We start from the raw sequence: 19,173 nt of genomic DNA, 5'->3' as shown, positions 1-19,173 counted from the left end.
TTTTTTGCAGTTTGCAGTCTATTGCTTAGACTGGAGTGACAGCACAAAAGGCAAAGTGCGACGCCTGCCACAGTGCGGCGCAATGGCACTATGCATCCATGGAATGGCCCGATATAACCGATAGGTACGCCGTTCTTCAGACTGCTTCCCTGCTGGCCGCATTCTGAATGAGGTTGTACTTCGAAGGTTCTATCAACGCCCGTAACGATGACGGAAGAATGATGAAAAACGGTCTTTTAAAGCTGGTCCTGTTCGGCGGGATAATAAGTTTGGGCGGTTGCTCCAGCGTGATGTCACATACTGGCGGCAAGGAAGGAACCTATCCTGGAACGCGCGCCAGCGCGCAGATGCTCGGGGATAGCGACGCAAACTGGGGCACGAAATCGCTGGTGGCGTTGGATATGCCGCTCACGGCGGTCATGGACACGCTGCTGCTGCCGTGGGATATGTTCCGTACCGACAGTTCGGTGAAATCGCGCGTGGAAAAGAGCGAGGAAGAGACGCTGGCGACCAATTCCGTGATCCCGCCAGCGCGGATGCCAACCCCCTGATTTAGCGCGCCGTTTCGGTTACCCAGAGCTGGCGGTAACCGTCCACCTCCTCCATCCAGGCAAGCTGTTTGCCGTCTGGCGAAAAGACGATCGCATCGGCCGATGGCGGATGGGCATGCTCATCGGTCAAAAAGTCGATTTCCCCGTTCTGCGCGTCACAGATCGCGATGCGGTTTTCCAGCACAAAGCCCAGCCATTTTCCTGAGGGATGCCAGTTAAACGCCGACTGGATATCGGAGCGGTTGTGGGTCAACTGCCGCAGCCCGTCCCCCCGCGCCGAAATGAGCCACATTTGCACCACGCCAGCCTCATCGCGCATCAGAAAAGCGATGTCCGTTGCCGACGGATTGGCGCGTACCCAATGACGGGGCGTAGTCACCAGCCCTGGATAACGGCGTTGGTGGGTAAACGTTAAGCGACGCTGAACAACGCCGGCAGGAGGCGCCGGCATCGTGGTTTGCGTTCCTGCCAGCGGCGCATCGCCCGCTTGCTTCCAGCCCCATTCGCTCTCCGGCAGTTCGACAATAAACAGCTCCGGCACTTTGTCGCCATTTATCGCCAGCGTATCGCCAATAAACGCCAGCGCCCCGTTGCCCACCCATCCCTCTTCATAGGCGCGATTAATCTCGTCGCTGCCCGGCGCCGGGGTTGGCGTTGTACGGCTGACCAGCACGCTCCAGTGGCTGCCGCCGTATTCACGTGGATGATCGCCACGCGGTACTACCGGGCCATAGGGAACCGCCACGCCAACGTTGCGCAAATCCAGCGCCGGATCGCGTTCATGCAGCACGTGGTCGTTATAGGTAAAGCTGACAAATTCACCGTTCGGACTGAAAACATGCACATGACTGCCGCCGCGCAGCGCGCCGGGAGTATAGGGAGCGGTAATATCCATCGCATCCAGGTTGTGGGTTTCTCCCAGGTACGTCATCACGCCGCGACGATGGTGGAAATCGTAATGCCAGCCCTCGTCAGGGTTTTCCGGGCCGTGGATGAAGACATATTTATCTACCGATGGATGAACGGTCACCACGCCAACGTATGCGCCTTGCCCGGCACGGTAGAGGATCTCAACGTCTCCCGTATCGACATTCACCCGCTCGATGGTTTCGCCGGTAAAGGAAGCGCCAGAAGGGCGAACGTCAAAGACCAGCCAGCGGCTGTCTGCCGTCCAGGTGCGAGTGTTAGTAAGCTGATGATGACGGGGAGCAAAGGTGACTTGTTTCATAAAGATACCCTGATACGAGACTTTCGCATCAGGGTATCGTATCGGAAAGAATTAGCCTACGCGTTTGACATCCCCCACCAGCAGGATGTAAGAGAGCGCGCCAATCAGCGCAATAACGGAAATATAAACCAGCGCAGGCGCAAAACCATAGTCCTGGGCCAGATAACCCACCACCAGCGGAACGGTGATACCGCCCAGCCCGCCGACGAAATTAAACATACCGCCGGTCAGCCCGATAAGCCGCATCGGCGCAAGCGACGATACCAGCGACCAGGTAATGGAAGCGAAGCCGTTGCCGAAGAAGGCCAGCGCCATCAGGATCATAATCCACACCGGATCGTTGGTGTAGTTCGCCCCCATGATGCAGGTCGAGATCAGCAGTCCGCAGATAATTGGCGTTTTACGCGCGGCGCCTAACGAGAAGCCTTTTCGGACCAGCCTGTCCGCCAGCCAGCCGGAGAGCAGCACGCCAACAAAGGCGGCAAGGAACGGCACCGTTGTCATAAAGCCCGCTTTCAGCGCCGTAATCCCCTTTTCCTGGGTCAGATAGTTAGGGAACCAGGTCAGGAAGAACCACAGCGTGGAGGTTACGGCAAACTGCCCGAGGTAAACGCCGATTAGTTTGCGATGGAATACCAGCTTCCAGTCGGCTTTGGTCAGCGGCTGCCGCGCCTCTTTTTTAACGGGCGCATCGCCGTCCACCAGGCCACCGCCGTCGCGAATATAATCCAGTTCGGCTTTGCTGATACTTTTTGTCAGACGCGGCGGCTGATAAACCTTAAACCAAATTAAAGACCATACGATCCCGATAGCGCCGGTAACGATAAATACCCAGTGCCAGCTCAGCATTTCCTGAATCCAGATTAATAGCGGGGTCAGGAATGCCAGCCCGACAAACTGCCCTGAAGTGTAAAAACCGACGGCTGATGCGCGCTCGTGCTCCGGAAACCAGCTGGTTACCATGCGATTATTAGTGGGAAAAGCCGGGGCTTCAAAGATCCCGGTAATCGCGCGCAGACCAATCAACGACATCAGTCCCGTGGCAAATCCCTGCAGTAGCGTCGCCACTGACCAGCCAAAAATAGCGATAAAGTAGGTTAGTCGCGATCCCACGCGGTCAAGGAACCAACCGCCGGGGATCTGGCAAAGCGTATACAGCCACGCGAAGGCGGAAAATACATATCCCATTTCCGCTTTGGTAATACCAAACTCTTCCTGAATATGCGCCGATGCCACGGCAAGGTTGGCGCGATCAACATAACAAATCACCACGGTAATAAAGATCATAATCAGCGTCAAATAACGACGACGCCCGGGTTTTGCAGCTGTAACTGAAATATCCATCGCAATCTGTCTCCAGATTTTGGGCATAGCGAAGCCGCTCACCATGCCCGGTAATTTACAGAGGGTGTGTTTAAAATTTATATTTTTGCTTACGAATGCTCTAAATAGTTCACGTTGCAGGAAGGCGGCAAGATTGCAAAACCCCGGGAGCTTACATTAGTAAGTGACCGGGGTGCGCAATCGCAGCCAACGCACCTGTGGCGTGAAATATGAAGAGCATTTACCATTCCGCGACGCTACCATCCTCATGCCGCCACAACGGATTACGCCAGTCCGGCGCATTTTGACTTAATTCAATTACCCGCGCTTCATCGATCTCTACGCCAAGCCCTGGCTTCATTAATGGTTTAAAGAAGCCGCCTTCCATATTGAAGTCTTCTTTATTTTTTACAAAGTCGAGTAATTCCGCGCCCTTGTTATAGTGAATGCCCATACTTTGTTCCTGGAAGACGGCGTTATAGGAGACAAAATCGACATGCAAACAGGCGGCAAGCGCAATGGGTCCCAGCGGGCAGTGCGGCGCCAACGCCACGTCATAGGCCTCAGCCATTCCAGCGATTTTATAGCACTCGGTAATACCGCCGGCGTGCGACAGGTCGGGTTGCAGAATAGCCAGCCCACCGGCTTCCAGCACGCGTTTAAACTCGAAGCGCGAGAACATGCGTTCGCCCGCCGCAATAGGAATCGAGGTTTGCGCCGCCAGCCGCGGATAGTATTCTGCCTGCTCGGCAAGAACCGGCTCTTCAATAAATAGCGGGCGATATTGCTCCAGCTCTTTGATAAGTACCTTCGCCATCGGCGCGCTCACGCGACCGTGGAAATCGAGGCCAAATTCAATTTCATTGCCGAACGCTTCGCGAATTTGCGCCACGGTATTCACCGCAGCGTCCACCGCACGAGAATTATCGATCAGCCCCAGCTCCTCGCAGCCATTTAATTTAAAGGTATCAAAACCAATTCCGCGCAACTTTTTGATACCGTCAATCACTTCTGCCGGCCGATCGCCGCCAACCCAGCTGTAGGCTTTGATTTTGTCACGTACCAGGCCCCCCATCAGCTGCCAGACCGGGGCATTCAGCACTTTGCCTTTAATATCCCACAGGGCCTGGTCGATACCGGCGATGGCGCTCATTAAAATCGGGCCGCCGCGATAAAAGCCCGCGCGGTACATCACCTGCCACAGGTCGTTAATCTGCGCCGGATCCTGGCCTATCAGATAATCGCCGAGCTCATGCACCGCAGCCTCCACGGTGCGCGCGCGCCCTTCAATCACGGGCTCGCCCCAGCCAATCACGCCTTCGTCGGTTTCAATTTTTAAAAACATCCAGCGCGGGGGTAAACGATACGTGGTGAGTTTGGTTATTTTCATTGCACTGCCTCTCGATACGCTTTAACAAATGCTGCTGCCTGCCGTGCGGTACGCTCTACGGATTGCCCGGCGCGATAGAGATCGCTGCCCAGCCCGGCACCGGTACAACCGGCTTTTAGCCACTGCGCCAGGTTCTCCGGCGTCACGCCGCCCACGGCGAAAACGGGCACCTCCGGCGGCAAAACGGCTTTTAGCGCTTTGATGTAGTCAGGGCCAAAAGCCGAGGAAGGGAATACTTTTAAAGCCTGTGCGCCAGCATCCAGCGCGGTAAAAGCTTCCGTCGCCGTCGCGCATCCGGGACAAACGGTCATGCCGAAGCTCACCGCGCGGCGAATCACCTCTGGCTGAATATTGGGCGTAACGATAAGCCTGCAGCCCATTTCGGCAAGCCTGTCCACACGTTCAGGCTTAAGTACGGTGCCCGCGCCTATCAGCGCTCTGTCGCCATAAGCCTCAACAACGGCGGAAATGCTTTTTTCCCACTGCGGAGAATTGAGCGGGATTTCAACGGCGTCGAAGCCAGCATCAATGACGGCGCCGACATGTTCCAGCGCCTCTTCCGGCGTAATGCCGCGCAGAATAGCGATAAGCGGTAGTTTAGTTTGCCACTGCATGGGCGATGCTCCTTATTCCGGTCTGAAATGCGGTGTCGCCTGACACCACGGTCGTCTGACGGCCGATAGCGCCAAGCGCCTGCTGATAGCGGTCTGCCAGCGCCTCTCCGGCAACGAGGGTGACCTGGCGATCGTGGAAATGTGCGCTCATGGTGGCGACTTCCGCGCCAATCAGCAGGCCGGAGAGAAATTCGCTCACCTGTTCGCGCGGCAGTGAGCCCAGCACGTGCGCAGCGCGTACCTCAAAAAGCTGCGGCAGGATGTCTGGCGAATGCAGGCCGCGCTCAAGCCCGGCGTTAAACGCGTCAGGAGCTGAGACCTGCTCCGGTAACCCGGCGCCGACCAGCGAGTGGCGCAGCAGCAGGTGGTGGAGTTCGCCGGTCATCACCGTGCGAAAGTCGCTAATTTGTTGGCGGTCAGCCTGCACCCATTTGCAGTGGGTGCCGGGCATAACGTAGACGGAGGAAGGAGCTATTGCCCGCGCGCCGAGGAGCTGAGTCTCTTCGCCGCGCATCACATTATGGTTATCGTCGCGAGAGACGCTGAGTCCGGGAATAATCCAGACCTGGTCGCTAACAGCGGTTAATTGTTCGCCAATGGCGGAAAAATGGACGGGAACTGGCAGGTAGGGCGCCGCCTTCCAGCCGACATTACTGCCGACCATTCCCGCCATCACTACCGGGGTAGCGCTGTCGCGCCAGCCCGCGGTTATTTCGCTAAACACCGCTGCGGGGGAGTGTCCGTTCAGGCGCGTAACGCCTGCTTCCGATTGCCTGCTCTCCAGACACTGCTCGCCCTGATAAAGCCAGGCGCGCAGGTTTGTCGATCCCCAGTCAATTGCGATGTAGCGAGATGTCATGTGATTTCCTTTAACCTTCGTGTCGAGCTGGCGATCATGGTGAGTGCCGCCTGCTCCGCCGCTTCGCTGTCCTGATGCCGGATGGCGTCAAACAGCGCCTTATGTTCCTGGAGCGTTTTCGGCATGTTGGCCTCATCGCCCATCCAGGTCCTTTCAAATACCGCCCGCTGTAGCGAGCTGATCGCCACGTTGAGCTGTTGCAGTACCGGGTTATGTACCGACTGCAGCACCGCCTCGTGGTAGCGAATATCCGCTTCGTTAAACGCTTCCCTGTCCTGGTTGTTGGCGATCATGTCGTTGAGCGCTTCTTCTATTTGCGCCAGGTCGCTCGATGTTGCGCGCTCTGCCGCCCAGCGGGCTATCGCCGGTTCAACCAGATTACGTACCTCGCTCATCGCGCTAATCAGCCGCGGGTCGTAATCGCTCTCCAGCACCCACTGTAAAACGTCGGTGTCGAGATAATTCCACTGGTTGCGCGAGGCAACGAATGCGCCGCGATAGCGCTTCATTTCAATCAGTCGCCTGGCCATCAATGACCGGAACACTTCGCGAATGATATTGCGCGAGGTAGCAAACTCCTCACACAGCTCGGCTTCCGCGGGCAGCGCAGAGCCGGGAACGTATTTACCGCTGACAATCTGCTTGCCCAGCGTGATGACGATGCGATCGGTTTTATTGAGAGTCATAGAGAATCCTTGTGCTCTGGATGTACCTCTCTACTTTACCGCGACAGGCGGATTTGACCGCAACTTTGTAGTACTAACGTGATACCACTCGTCATCGCCATGGGCACAATGTAGTACAATACAAACATGTTGTACTACAATTTAGATCACAAAAACGACAATCAGGCATGAAGATTTTCTGGCGGGGTAAACTCAGGGTATAAAAAAACCCGCGATAAACGCGGGTTTTTCAGAAAACGATTTTTAGTTTAAGACATATTTTTCAATAGCATATGCCACACCGTCTTCCAGATTGGATTTGGTGATAAAGTTTGCCGCTTCTTTGACGGCAGGGATCGCGTTGTCCATCGCCACGCCGACGCCTGCATATTCGATCATTGCAATGTCATTTTCCTGATCGCCAATCGCCATCACCTCTTCCGGCTTGATACCCAGCGTATCGGCCAGCGATTTCACGCCGGTGCCTTTAGTGACGCGTTTATCAAGGATTTCCAGGAAGTAGGGCGCGCTTTTCAGCACGGTGTATTTCTCTTTCACTTCAGCCGGGATGCGGGCGATAGCCTGGTCCAGAATGGCCGGTTCATCGATCATCATCACTTTCAACAGCTGGATGTTGGGATCCATATTTTCGGCTTCGCAGAAGACCAGCGGGATTGTCGCCACGTAGGATTCATGCACCGTGTAATAGCTTACATCGCGGTTAGCGGTATACAGGGTATTACGATCCAGCGCGTGGAAGTGGGAGCCGACATCACGGGCCAGCTGTTCCAGATAGCGATAGTCGTCGTAGCCCAGCGCGGTTTGCGCAACGGTACTGCCGTCGCTTGCCTTCTGTACTAAAGCGCCGTTGTAGGTGATGCAGTAATCTCCCGGCTGCTCCATATGCAGTTCTTTCAGGTAGCTGTGCACACCTGCGTAAGGTCGTCCGGTGGTTAACACCACGTTGACGCCGCGTTCGCGGGCTGCGGCAATCGCGGTTTTCACCGCAGGAGAGATGGTATGGTCAGGCAGCAGCAGCGTGCCGTCCATATCGATTGCGATTAGTTTAATAGCCATGAAATCCCCGGGTAAGATGAGTTCTTACTCATGCTAACGCGATTAAGCCTACAAAAACAGAGCTACATTACGCAGCGGAACACCCTCTTTTAGGCAGAACCCGGGGACCGGGATCTTACTCGCGGGTCAGAACGATTTTACCAAACGCCCCGCGATCGAGATGTTCAAGCGCCTGTTCAAGCTGGTTAAAACGGTAACGGTGTTCAATCACCGGTTTTAACCCGGTCACGTCAACGGCGCGGACGAAATCTTCCAGCGCACGACGGTGCCCCACACCAATACCCTGAATCACCGGGGATTTCAGCAACAGTTCGCCAGCCGGAAGCGAGATTTCACTCCCGGCCAGCACGCCAATGACCGATATGCGACCATGAACCGCAACGGCGCGCAGGGAATGTCGCAGATTCTCCCCGCCAACGGTTTCAATAATATGATCGATGCCGCGATCGGCGGTCAGTTCGTAAATTCCTTCCGTCCAATCACTTTTGAGCCGGTTTATCCCATGATCGGCGCCGAGTTGTTTAGCCCGCGCCAGTTTTTCATCACTTCCTGATGTGACAAAAACCTTTGCCCCCTGTGCTTTTGCAATTTGCAAAGCGAATATCGCCACACCGCCCGTCCCCTGTACCAGCACCGATTGCCCGGCGTGTAAATGACCGCGTTCCACCAGCGCGAACCATGCGGTAAGCCCTGCACAAGGGAGCGTGCTGGCCTCTGCATCATCAAGGGTTTCCGGTGCAGCCACCAGCCAGTTTTCATTCACAACCACGTACTCAGCCAGCATGCCCTGGAAGTACCCGCCGGTGGTTTTATAAGGCAAAGTGCGGGCATCTGACGCTGTTCTACCGTCGATCCACTCCGGGAAAAAGGTGGAGATCACCCGAGCGCCGGGTTTGAAACGCGTGACGCCCTCACCCGTGCTCTCCACCACGCCCGCCATATCAGACGCCGGCGTAAACGGGAAGGAAAGCGCAATAGGCATGGTGCCTTCAATGACCATCTTATCGCGATAGTTGAGCGCAACGGCATTCACCCGCACGCGGACTTCACCCGGGCCCGGCTGCGGAACAGGCGCCTGAATAAGATTGAGGTTCTCACGCCCGAGGGCGTCCATAGACCAGCGTTGCATTGTCTGCGTCATTTTTCACTCCTGCCATCAAATAAGCTTGAAGTGACAGTTTACCGTTGACCATGGGTAACCAGTGGCGATAAGTTTTCCCTCTATTGGTGACTGAAAAGATACAATCCATGACCGATACGCTGAAGGATATTCCGGTTTTTGTGGCCGCCGTTGAGGCGGAAAGTTTTTCTCAGGCCGCAATTCGTTTGCATTTGTCGCGCTCGGCGGTAGGAAAGAGTATCGCTCGGCTTGAAGAGAGATTGGGGGTACGTCTGTTTCAACGTACGACCCGCAGCCAAAGCCTGACCGACAACGGCGCCCTTTTTTATGAACGTTGTCAGCGCGCGCTGGAGGAAATTCGTGGAGCAGAGTCGCTGCTGGAAACAGGGAAACAGCAGGTTAGTGGCCGCCTGCGCGTGGCCATGCCGGTGCTGTTTGGTCGCCAGTGCGTGGCCCCACTGCTGATCGAGCTTGCGCAGGAACACCCAGGTCTCGAGCTGGAGATGTCATTCAGCGATCGCGTGGTGGATCTCGTCGAGGAAGGGTTTGATATGGCGGTGCGTAACGGCCCCCTTCAGGACAGCAGCGTTCTGGTCGCCAGAAAGCTGGGAGAACACCGCATGGTGCTGTGCGCCGCGCCGGATTACCTGCTGAAGAAGGGTCTGCCACAAAGCGTTGATGATTTACCCCACCATTCGGCCATTAACTATCTGCAAGCAGGCAGAGTGCTATCCTGGCAGCTGATGGATAAAGAAGGAGCCTCGCACACCTTTACTCCCCGTTCATCGCTCAATATGGATGATTTGCAGGCAATCTGCGACGCTGCGCTGGCCGGCCACGGCATTGCATGGCTGCCCTGCTGGATGGCCAGCAAAGAAATTCATCAGGGAAAACTCGTCCCGCTTTTAAAGCAGGCGCCGGATGTGCGCTTCGACGTTCATGCGGTCTGGCAACAGACGCCGCATCTACCGCTGAGGGTGAGAATTGCCGTCGATATGCTCGCCAACCGTTTACCGTCCGTGATGTCGCTGGATATGCCTGCGCCCACAAAAAAGCCGCGCTAAACGCGCGGCCTGAGTAGGGCTGTAGACGACGATTAAATATCGATGTTCGCCGCTTTGAGGGCGTTCTCTTCGATAAAGGCACGACGCGGTTCAACGGCGTCACCCATCAGGGTGGTGAACAGCTGGTCAGCGGCAATCGCATCCTTCACGGTCACGCGCAGCATGCGGCGGCTATCCGGGTCCATAGTGGTTTCCCACAGCTGATCCGGGTTCATCTCGCCAAGACCTTTATAGCGCTGGATAGAGAGGCCGCGGCGCGACTCTTTCACCAGCCAGTCCAGCGCCTGTTCAAAGCTGGCAACCGGCTGACGGCGTTCGCCGCGCTCAATAAAGGCATCCTCTTCAATCAGACCGCGCAGCGTTTCGCCCAGCGCGCAGATACGGTGGTATTCCGGCCCGGTGACAAACTCATGATCCAGCGGATAATCGGTATCCACGCCGTGGGTACGCACGCGAACGATCGGCTCAAACTGCTGCAGCTCGGCGTTCTCGCGGACATCAAATTTCCACTGGCTGCCGTGCTGCTCTTTCTCATTCAGCTCGCTCACCAGGGCGTTGATCCAGCGCGTCACGGTCTGCTCATTCGCCAGGTCGGCCTCTGCGAGCGTCGGCTGATAGATAAGCTCTTTGAGCAGCGCTTTAGGATAACGACGTTCCATACGCGTAATCATTTTCTGCGTGGCGTTATACTCGGCAACCAGTCTCTCCAGCGGCTCTCCGGCCAGGGCCGGCGCGTTGGCGTTGGTGTGCAGCGTTGCGCCATCCAGCGCGATGGAGATTTGGTACTGATCCATCGCCTCATCGTCTTTAATATACTGTTCTTGCTTGCCTTTCTTCACTTTGTACAGCGGCGGCTGGGCAATATAGACGTGGCCGCGCTCAACGATTTCCGGCATCTGACGGTAGAAGAAGGTCAACAGCAGCGTACGAATGTGCGAGCCGTCGACGTCCGCATCGGTCATGATGATGATGCTGTGGTAGCGCAGTTTGTCCGGGTTGTACTCGTCGCGACCAATGCCGCAGCCCAGCGCGGTAATCAGCGTCGCCACTTCCTGCGAAGCGAGCATTTTGTCAAAGCGCGCTTTCTCAACGTTGAGGATTTTCCCCTTCAGCGGCAGAATCGCCTGGTTCTTACGGTTACGCCCCTGCTTAGCAGAGCCGCCCGCAGAGTCCCCTTCCACTAAGTACAGTTCAGAGTGTGCCGGGTCGCGTTCCTGGCAATCCGCCAGTTTGCCCGGCAGGCCAGCCAGGTCCAGCGCGCCTTTACGGCGGGTCATTTCACGCGCGCGGCGCGCGGCTTCACGCGCACGGGCGGCATCGATGATTTTGCCCACAACGATTTTGGCGTCAGACGGGTTTTCCAGCAGGTACTCGTTCAGCAGTTCGTTCATCTGCTGTTCGACCGCCGATTTCACCTCAGAGGAGACCAGCTTGTCTTTGGTCTGCGAGGAGAATTTCGGATCCGGTACCTTCACGGAAACCACGGCAATCAGGCCTTCACGGGCGTCGTCGCCGGTAGCGCTGACTTTCGCTTTTTTGCTGTAGCCTTCTTTATCCATATAGGCGTTCAGGGTACGCGTCATCGCCGCACGGAAGCCCGCCAGGTGAGTACCGCCGTCGCGCTGCGGGATATTGTTGGTAAAGCAGTAGATATTTTCCTGGAACCCGTCGTTCCACTGCAGCGCAACTTCAACGCCGATACCGTCTTTTTCAGTGGAGAAATAGAAAATATTCGGGTGGATCGGCGTTTTGTTTTTGTTCAGATATTCCACAAAGGCTTTGATACCGCCTTCGTAGTGGAAATGATCTTCTTTGCCGTCACGCTTGTCGCGCAGGCGAATCGACACCCCGGAGTTCAGGAACGACAGCTCGCGCAGGCGTTTTGCCAGAATCTCGTATTCGAATTCGACAACGTTGGTAAAGGTTTCGTAGCTCGGCCAGAAGCGCACCATGGTACCGGTTTTTTCGGTTTCGCCGGTAACCGCCAGCGGAGCCTGCGGCACGCCGTGGGCATAAACCTGACGGTGAATTTTGTTATCGCGCTGAATAACCAGCTCCAGCTTCTGCGACAGGGCGTTAACAACGGAAACGCCTACGCCGTGCAGACCGCCGGAAACTTTATAGGAGTTATCATCGAATTTACCGCCTGCGTGCAGAACGGTCATGATCACTTCCGCCGCCGACACGCCCTCTTCCGGGTGAATACCGGTTGGAATACCGCGGCCGTCATCCTGTACGGAGACGGAGTTATCGCTGTGGATCGTAACAACGATGTCTTTACAGTAACCTGCGAGCGCTTCGTCGATAGCGTTATCCACAACCTCGAATACCATGTGGTGCAGACCGGTGCCGTCATCCGTGTCGCCGATATACATACCCGGGCGCTTACGCACCGCATCCAGCCCTTTCAGGACTTTGATACTGGAGGAGTCATAAGAATTCGACATCAACGTTTCTCGCTCATTTAATCTTAGGTTAATCCGCTATTTTACCCTTTTCCACGGTAAACATCTTCGAATTTTCGTCCGACATGTCTATAACGTGTTCAGCGCTAATGGCGCTGACGAAAACCTGCGACTGCGTGGCTTTTAAACGGCTGGCCAGCAGCCCGCGCCGCGCGTCGTCGAGTTCCGAGGCAAAATCATCTATCAGGTACAGGCAGCGTCGCCCGCTCTCGCGGGTCAAAAACTCACCTTGCGCCAGCCGCAGGGCGCACATCAGCAGCTTAAGCTGCCCGCGCGACAATGTATCCTCTACCGGCGCGCCGTCGGCACGAATGCGGAAATCCGCTTTGTGCGGACCGTGCGCGGTATAGGTTAACATGCGATCGCGTTCGAAATTTCGTTCCAGCACCTCGGCATAATCCGTTTCTTTCTCCCAGCCGCGCTGGAAAGAAAAGGTGAGGGCGAACTCAGGTAAAAACTGCCGACAGGTATCCGCCATATCTTCGACAATAGCGGCGCTATATTCGGCGCGCCAGCGGCTGATTTGCTCCGCCAGCGGGATCAGCTCCAGATCCCATGGCCGCAGCTGGGCATAGCGACTCACCTGACGCAGCGCGGCGTTGCGCTGCTTCACCAGGCGCTTCAGGTTGCTCCAGGCGGTAAAGAATCCGGCTTCGTTGTGGAAGCATCCCCAATCAAGGAACGCTCTTCTGTATTTGGGGCCGCCGTTGAGTAAAGTAAACCCCTCTGGCGTAATCAGCTGCATCGGCATCAGAAGCGCCAGCTCCGCCACTTTATGGCCGTCAGTGCCGTCGATACGAACCTTGCTGTCGCCCTGCTTATCTTTCGTCAGGCCGATGGCGACTTCTCGCTCTTCGCCCTGCAGGCGACCGTGCAGAACAAATGACTCCTGCTCGTGACGAATCACGCGGCCAATCTGCAAGCTACGAAACGCCCGACCGTGGCCGAGCGTATAGATAGCTTCAAGCACGCTGGTTTTGCCGCTGCCGTTGGCGCCAACCAGGAAGTTAAAGCCGGGGGATAAGGCGAGATCCGCATTTTCAATATTGCGGAAGTCTTTGATTAGAAGTCGGGATAGCGACATATCAGCTCGTCATCATTCAAGGGGCGTAGGTGTCGCAGCCAGTTCGTCTACCGCCAGCGCGCAGAAAGCGGAGCGTACACGAAGTACGTGAGCATTTCGAGCACTGCTGGAAGGCGAAATGGCAAGTAAACCAGCCCCTTTGCAGATTCTACAATCGCATGGGCATGACGACGTAGGCTGCGGATTGCGAAGCCGCATCCTCAATCTGCACGCTCGAAACGGAATCCGTCAGGAGAATACGTACGTTCTCACACTTCAGCGCGTTCAGCACATCCAGTACATAGCTGACGTTAAAACCGATTTCCATTTCCGTACCGGCATAGGTAACGTCCAGAATTTCTTCCGCTTCTTCCTGTTCCGGGTTATTGGCGGTGATTTTCAGCTGATTTTCACTGACATACAGGCGCACGCCGCGGAATTTTTCGTTAGAAAGAATCGCCGCCCGGGCAAAGGCCTGCTTGAGAATATCGCAGCCGGCGTCCAGATGCTTGTCCGGGTTCTTCGGCAGTACGCGGCGATAGTCAGGGAAGCGACCATCGACCAGCTTCGAAGTAAAGATAAAGTCGCCAACGTGAGCCCGGATGTTGTTGCTGCCGATCTGTACGCGCAGCGGCGTATCGCCGCCATCAAGCATACGCATCAGCTCAATCACGCCTTTACGCGGCACGATCACCGAATGATTGGGCAGGGACTCTTCCAGCGGCATAGAGCAGACCGCCAGGCGGTGGCCATCGGTCGCTACGGTGCGCAGTTCGCTGCCTTCGGTTTCAAACAGCATACCGTTTAAGTAATAGCGAACGTCCTGGTGAGCCATCGAAAACTGCGTCGCCTCAATCAGGCGCTTCATGGTCGCCTGCGGCAGGGTAAACTCAACTTCGCTCTGCCAGTCGTCAAGGTTAGGGAAATCCGCCGCCGGTAGCGTCGAGAGCGAGAAACGGCTACGCCCGGAACGCACCAGCATACGCTCGCCTTCCAGCTGTACCGCGATCTCCGCGCCTTCAGGCAGGCCGCGGCAGATATCAAAAAATTTACGCGCCGGAACGGTTGTTGCTCCCGCTTCGTGCGGCTGAATCAGCGCAACGCGCGCGACCATTTCCATTTCCAGATCGGTACCGGTCAGCGACAGCGCGCCATCGGTAACCTGAAGGAGCAGGTTGCCAAGAATCGGTAGCGTCGGACGACCACCTAAAGGACCACTCACCTGTTGCAGCGGTTTTAATAAATGTTCACGTTCTACGGTAAATTTCATAGCGTCACGAGGATAATGTTCTGATTAAATTGGAAAAATCTTCTTTGATATCGTGGCTTTCTTCACGCAACTGCTCAATCTTGCGGCAAGCGTGCAGGACGGTGGTATGGTCGCGACCGCCAAACGCATCGCCGATTTCCGGCAGACTGTGGTTGGTCAGCTCTTTTGCCAGCGCCATCGCCATCTGGCGTGGGCGCGCCACCGAACGGGAGCGGCGTTTAGACAGCAGGTCCGCTACCTTAATTTTGTAATACTCCGCCACCGTCTTTTGAATATTGTCGATGGTGACCAGTTTTTCCTGTAAAGCCAACAGATCGCGCAGCGCTTCGCGGACGAAGTCGATAGTGATGGCCCGGCCGGTAAAGTTGGCATTGGCGATAACGCGGTTCAGCGCCCCTTCGAGCTCACGTACGTTAGAGCGCAGACGCTTGGCGATAAAGAACGCCACTTCGCCCGGCAGGCGGATGTCGTTTTCATCCGCTTTTTTCATCAGGATCGCCACGCGAGTTTCCAGCTCTGGCGGTTCGATCGCAACCGTCAGACCCCAGCCGAAGCGTGATTTCAGACGATCTTCAACCCCGTTGATCTCCTTCGGATAGCGATCCGAGGTCAGGATGATCTGCTGATTGCCTTCCAGCAGGGCGTTAAAGGTATGGAAAAACTCTTCCTGCGAGCGCTCTTTATTAGCAAAAAACTGGATATCATCGATCAGCAGGGCGTCAACGGAGCGGTAGTAGCGCTTAAATTCTTCAATGGCGTTGTTTTGCAGAGCTTTTACCATGTCCTGCACAAAGCGCTCGGAGTGCATGTAAACCACTTTTGCGTTGGGTTTACGCGCCACAATCCCGTTACCAACCGCGTGTAAAAGGTGAGTTTTACCCAGGCCGGTGCCGCCATAAAGAAACAGCGGGTTATACGCGCCGCCGGGGTTATCCGCTACCTGACGCGCCGCCGCGCGAGCCAGCTGGTTAGATTTACCCTCGACGAAGTTATCAAACGTATGTTTCACATTGACGTTGGAGCGATAGGTCGGTTCTGCCGGCGCCGGCACGTTATCCCAGCCTGGACGCACGATAGTCGGGGCAACGCGCGCCGTCTGAACCTGCTGCGCAGGGGCGACCGCGGCAACGCTTACCGCGCCTCTCTGCATCTGAACGGCAGGCTTCGCGCCGACTTCAAAGCGCAGCTGTGGGGCATCCGCACCGCAAAAATCATTGAGGAGTCCATTGATATTATTGAGGTATTTATCCCTTACCCAATCGAGCACAAAACGGTTTGGCGCATACAGTGCCAGCGTGTTATCGCTCAACTCCGCCTGCAAAGGGCGTATCCACATGCTGAATTCTGTGGCTGGTAACTCATCCTGCAATCGGGCAAGACACTGCTGCCAAAGCGAAAGTGACACGGCGGACTCCACTCGAACAAAAATCGATATATAAAGAGAAACTGAAACAATCGTGATTGTTGGCACACGTCGACAAGACCCTGCATAGCCGAAAAGCCCCTGCACAAAAGGGGTGACGTGCGAACCGCTATCTGCGGTTATTACCCGATGCGGATCTCTGGATCCCGATCGGGACCGGGGATCATAGCCTAAACTGAGAAAGAGATCTTGTGTTTCTCAACAGATTCTTCCCGATTTATCCACAGGAAGGATCGAAGCTGGATAAGTGTAATCGATCCTGGCTGGAGTGAAGCACGATTTCAGCCGCATATTGGAAAAATTAATGAGCTACGCGGGTTTTGAGCCTAATCGATCTAACAAAGATCCTTTACGATCCTTGCGCTTTATCCACCAGGTCGTATAATCCCCCACCCGGCGCGTAATGCCCGTTTTCCGCAGCGCGCCATCGCCTGTTTTTTGTGCGGCAAGGTGCGAGAAATAAGGAAAGAGAATTGACTCCGGAGTGTACAATTATTACAATCCGGCCTCTTTAATCACCCACGCTGAGGCGTAGGCCGTTCGAAATTCGTTCGGATTTACGCGAAAGTCAGTGAAATTATTCAAGTTTAGGTAGAAATCGCCATGAAACGCACTTTTCAACCGTCTGTACTGAAGCGCAACCGTTCTCACGGCTTCCGTGCTCGTATGGCTACTAAAAATGGTCGTCAGGTTCTGGCACGTCGTCGTGCTAAAAGCCGCGCTCGTCTGACCGTTTCCAAGTAATAAAGCTAACCCTGAGTGGTTAAGCTCGCATTTCCCAGGGAGTTACGTTTGTTAACTCCCAGTCATTTCACTTTCGTCTTCCAGCAGCCATTACGGGCTGGCACGCCGCAAATCACCATCCTCGGCCGCCAAAATTCGCTGGGGCATCCCCGCATCGGTCTTACCGTCGCCAAGAAAAACGTTAAGCGTGCGCATGAACGCAATCGGATCAAACGTCTGACGCGTGAAAGCTTCCGTTTACGTCAACATGAACTCCCGCCAATGGATTTCGTGGTGGTGGCGAAGAAAGGGGTTGCCGACCTCGATAACCGTGCTCTCTCGGAAGCGTTGGAAAAATTATGGCGCCGCCACTGTCGCCTGGCTCGCGGGTCCTGATAGGCCTGATTCGGGTCTATCAGCGCCTGATTAGTCCGCTACTCGGGCCGCACTGCCGTTTCACGCCAACCTGTTCTCAATACGGAATTGAGGCATTGCGCAGGTTTGGATTGATAAAAGGCAGTTGGTTGACGGTGAAACGCGTATTAAAATGCCACCCTTTACACCCTGGTGGTGACGATCCCGTCCCGCCTGGACCATTTGATACCAGAGAACACTAACGATGGATTCGCAACGCAATCTTCTTATCATCGCTTTGTTGTTCGTGTCTTTCATGATCTGGCAAGCCTGGGAGCAGGATAACAATCCTCAGCCTCAGCAGCAGACCACGCAGACAACGACCACAGCAACGGGTAGCGCCGCCGACCAGGGCGTACCGGCCAGTGGCCAGGGGAAACTGATTACGGTAAAAACCGATGTGCTTGACCTGACCATCAACACCCGCGGTGGTGATGTTGAGCAGGCGCTGCTTCTGGATTATCCGAAAGAGCTGAAATCAACTGAGCCATTCCAGCTTCTGGAAACTTCGCCGCAGTTTACCTATCAGGCGCAGAGCGGTTTAACCGGTCGTGATGGCCCGGATAATCCGGCAAACGGACCGCGTCCGTTGTATAACGTCGATAAAGATGCGTTTGTGCTGGCTGATGGCCAGAACGAAATCGTCATTCCACTCACGTACACCGATAAAGCAGGCAACGTATTCACCAAAACCTTCACCCTGAAGCGCGGTGAATATGCGGTGAACGTCGGCTATAGCGTAGAGAACGCCAGCGAAAAACCGCTGGAAATCTCAACCTTTGGCCAGCTGAAGCAAACCGCTAACCTGCCGACGCATCGCGACACCCAGACCGGTGGCCTGACTACCATGCACACCTTCCGTGGCGCGGCGTACTCAACGTCTGAAACGAAGTACGAAAAATATAAATTCGATACTATCGTTGATAACGAAAACCTGAACGTCAGCACCAAAAACGGTTGGGTTGCCATGCTGCAGCAGTACTTTACTACCGCATGGGTTCCGCAGAACAACGGCACTAACAACTTCTATACCGCGAACCTTGGCAACGGTCTTGTGGCTATCGGCTACAAATCTCAGCCGGTTCTGGTCCAGCCGGGTCAAACCGACAAGCTGGAAAGCACCCTGTGGGTCGGCCCGGCCATTCAGGACAAAATGGCCGCCGTTGCGCCGCATCTTGACCTGACCGTCGACTACGGCTGGCTGTGGTTTATCTCTCAGCCGCTGTTCAAGCTGCTGAAATGGATCCACAGCTATCTGGGCAACTGGGGCTTCTCCATCATCGTCATTACCTTTATTGTTCGTGGCATCATGTACCCGCTGACCAAAGCGCAGTACACCTCCATGGCGAAGATGCGTATGCTGCAGCCGAAGATTCAGGCAATGCGCGAGCGTCTGGGCGACGACAAGCAGCGTCAGAGCCAGGAGATGATGGCTCTGTATAAAGCGGAGAAGGTTAACCCACTGGGTGGCTGCTTCCCGCTGATTATCCAGATGCCAATCTTCCTTGCGCTGTACTACATGCTGAGCGCCTCGGTTGAACTGCGTCATGCGCCGTTTATCCTGTGGATCCACGACCTGTCTGCGCAAGACCCGTACTACATCCTGCCGATCATCATGGGCGCGACGATGTTCTTCATTCAGAAGATGTCTCCGACTACCGTGACCGACCCGATGCAGCAGAAGATCATGACCTTTATGCCGGTCATCTTTACGGTGTTCTTCCTGTGGTTCCCGTCTGGTCTGGTGGTTTACTATATCGTCAGCAACCTGGTCACCATTATTCAGCAGCAGCTGATTTACCGTGGTCTGGAGAAGCGTGGTCTGCATAGCCGCGAGAAGAAAAAATCCTGATACTCTTGAATTATTTTGAGTATTTACGGTAACGTTAATGCCAGAGAAGGCGGTCAATAGACCGCCTTTTTT

The 19,173-nt window shown here is 55.3% G+C and carries 18 protein-coding genes; 6 read left to right on the top strand and 12 right to left on the bottom strand.

The window, feature by feature from the left end:
* Positions 1-221 precede the first annotated feature (221 nt).
* Positions 222-551 (top strand): YceK/YidQ family lipoprotein, encoded by a 330-nt coding sequence (locus tag ABLV12_RS11805; protein WP_004116656.1) that lies wholly within the window; start codon positions 222-224, stop codon positions 549-551.
* Position 552: 1 nt separating this feature from the next.
* Here the strand turns inward: ABLV12_RS11805 and ABLV12_RS11800 are convergent, their stop codons facing one another.
* The 8 genes from ABLV12_RS11800 to ABLV12_RS11765 form a co-directional block, all read right to left on the bottom strand.
* Positions 553-1,779: a DUF3748 domain-containing protein gene (locus ABLV12_RS11800; RefSeq protein WP_064398811.1), complete on the bottom strand. Its 1,227-nt coding sequence runs from the start codon at positions 1,777-1,779 to the stop codon at positions 553-555.
* 51 nt (positions 1,780-1,830) lie between these two features.
* On the bottom strand, positions 1,831-3,168 hold the full coding sequence (locus tag ABLV12_RS11795) for an MFS transporter (protein WP_115239097.1): 1,338 nt from the start codon (positions 3,166-3,168) through the stop codon (positions 1,831-1,833).
* Between the two features lie 175 nt (positions 3,169-3,343).
* The gene (gene dgoD / locus ABLV12_RS11790; protein ID WP_004107175.1) at positions 3,344-4,492 is read right to left on the bottom strand and encodes a galactonate dehydratase; all 1,149 of its coding nucleotides are present in this window, start codon (positions 4,490-4,492) and stop codon (positions 3,344-3,346) included.
* Complete coding sequence (locus tag ABLV12_RS11785; protein WP_004107180.1) at positions 4,489-5,106, bottom strand: 2-dehydro-3-deoxy-6-phosphogalactonate aldolase; 618 nt, start codon at positions 5,104-5,106, stop codon at positions 4,489-4,491. The genes dgoD and ABLV12_RS11785 overlap by 4 nt, the downstream gene beginning before the upstream one ends.
* Positions 5,090-5,965: a 2-dehydro-3-deoxygalactonokinase gene (locus tag ABLV12_RS11780; protein ID WP_004107182.1), complete on the bottom strand. Its 876-nt coding sequence runs from the start codon at positions 5,963-5,965 to the stop codon at positions 5,090-5,092. The genes ABLV12_RS11785 and ABLV12_RS11780 overlap by 17 nt, the downstream gene beginning before the upstream one ends.
* Positions 5,962-6,651 carry a D-galactonate utilization transcriptional regulator DgoR gene (dgoR, locus tag ABLV12_RS11775; protein WP_004107184.1) on the bottom strand — a complete coding sequence of 230 codons (690 nt, stop codon included), beginning with the start codon at positions 6,649-6,651 and terminating at the stop codon, positions 5,962-5,964. The genes ABLV12_RS11780 and dgoR overlap by 4 nt, the downstream gene beginning before the upstream one ends.
* A gap of 243 nt (positions 6,652-6,894) precedes the next feature.
* Positions 6,895-7,707, bottom strand: coding sequence for a sugar-phosphatase (gene yidA, locus ABLV12_RS11770; RefSeq protein WP_004107186.1), 813 nt, complete (start codon positions 7,705-7,707; stop codon positions 6,895-6,897).
* Positions 7,708-7,822: 115 nt separating this feature from the next.
* Positions 7,823-8,848 carry an NAD(P)-dependent alcohol dehydrogenase gene (locus ABLV12_RS11765; protein WP_335270587.1) on the bottom strand — a complete coding sequence of 342 codons (1,026 nt, stop codon included), beginning with the start codon at positions 8,846-8,848 and terminating at the stop codon, positions 7,823-7,825.
* A 107-nt stretch (positions 8,849-8,955) separates the two neighbouring features.
* On the opposite strand from ABLV12_RS11765, the gene ABLV12_RS11760 reads away from it, so the two are divergent.
* Complete coding sequence (locus tag ABLV12_RS11760) at positions 8,956-9,891, top strand: LysR family transcriptional regulator (protein ID WP_335270588.1); 936 nt, start codon at positions 8,956-8,958, stop codon at positions 9,889-9,891.
* 32 nt (positions 9,892-9,923) lie between these two features.
* Here ABLV12_RS11760 and gyrB read toward each other — a convergent pair whose 3' ends face one another.
* The 4 genes from gyrB to dnaA all read right to left on the bottom strand — a co-directional run bounded on the left by gyrB (position 9,924) and on the right by dnaA (position 16,094).
* Positions 9,924-12,338 carry a DNA topoisomerase (ATP-hydrolyzing) subunit B gene (gene gyrB / locus ABLV12_RS11755; RefSeq protein ID WP_004107195.1) on the bottom strand — a complete coding sequence of 805 codons (2,415 nt, stop codon included), beginning with the start codon at positions 12,336-12,338 and terminating at the stop codon, positions 9,924-9,926.
* A gap of 28 nt (positions 12,339-12,366) precedes the next feature.
* The gene (recF, locus tag ABLV12_RS11750; RefSeq protein ID WP_004107198.1) at positions 12,367-13,440 is read right to left on the bottom strand and encodes a DNA replication/repair protein RecF; all 1,074 of its coding nucleotides are present in this window, start codon (positions 13,438-13,440) and stop codon (positions 12,367-12,369) included.
* A gap of 148 nt (positions 13,441-13,588) precedes the next feature.
* Complete coding sequence (dnaN, locus tag ABLV12_RS11745) at positions 13,589-14,689, bottom strand: DNA polymerase III subunit beta (RefSeq protein WP_004107206.1); 1,101 nt, start codon at positions 14,687-14,689, stop codon at positions 13,589-13,591.
* Between the two features lie 4 nt (positions 14,690-14,693).
* Positions 14,694-16,094 (bottom strand): chromosomal replication initiator protein DnaA, encoded by a 1,401-nt coding sequence (dnaA, locus tag ABLV12_RS11740; protein WP_004107208.1) that lies wholly within the window; start codon positions 16,092-16,094, stop codon positions 14,694-14,696.
* Positions 16,095-16,715: 621 nt separating this feature from the next.
* Between dnaA and rpmH the strand changes: the two genes are divergently transcribed.
* The 4 genes from rpmH to yidC are packed head-to-tail and all read left to right on the top strand — an operon-like array spanning position 16,716 to position 19,101.
* On the top strand, positions 16,716-16,856 hold the full coding sequence (gene rpmH, locus ABLV12_RS11735) for a 50S ribosomal protein L34 (RefSeq protein ID WP_004871828.1): 141 nt from the start codon (positions 16,716-16,718) through the stop codon (positions 16,854-16,856).
* A 15-nt stretch (positions 16,857-16,871) separates the two neighbouring features.
* On the top strand, positions 16,872-17,231 hold the full coding sequence (gene rnpA / locus ABLV12_RS11730) for a ribonuclease P protein component (RefSeq protein WP_004871829.1): 360 nt from the start codon (positions 16,872-16,874) through the stop codon (positions 17,229-17,231).
* Positions 17,195-17,452, top strand: coding sequence for a membrane protein insertion efficiency factor YidD (gene yidD, locus ABLV12_RS11725; RefSeq protein ID WP_004871831.1), 258 nt, complete (start codon positions 17,195-17,197; stop codon positions 17,450-17,452). Before rnpA ends, yidD begins: the two co-directional genes overlap by 37 nt.
* Positions 17,453-17,454: 2 nt before the next feature.
* On the top strand, positions 17,455-19,101 hold the full coding sequence (yidC, locus tag ABLV12_RS11720; protein WP_004107212.1) for a membrane protein insertase YidC: 1,647 nt from the start codon (positions 17,455-17,457) through the stop codon (positions 19,099-19,101).
* Positions 19,102-19,173 lie beyond the last annotated feature (72 nt).

The organism is Klebsiella sp. CN_Kp100, from assembly GCF_040065315.1.
Lineage (GTDB): Bacteria > Pseudomonadota > Gammaproteobacteria > Enterobacterales > Enterobacteriaceae > Klebsiella > Klebsiella oxytoca.
This window is presented reverse-complemented; position numbering and strand designations above follow the sequence as displayed.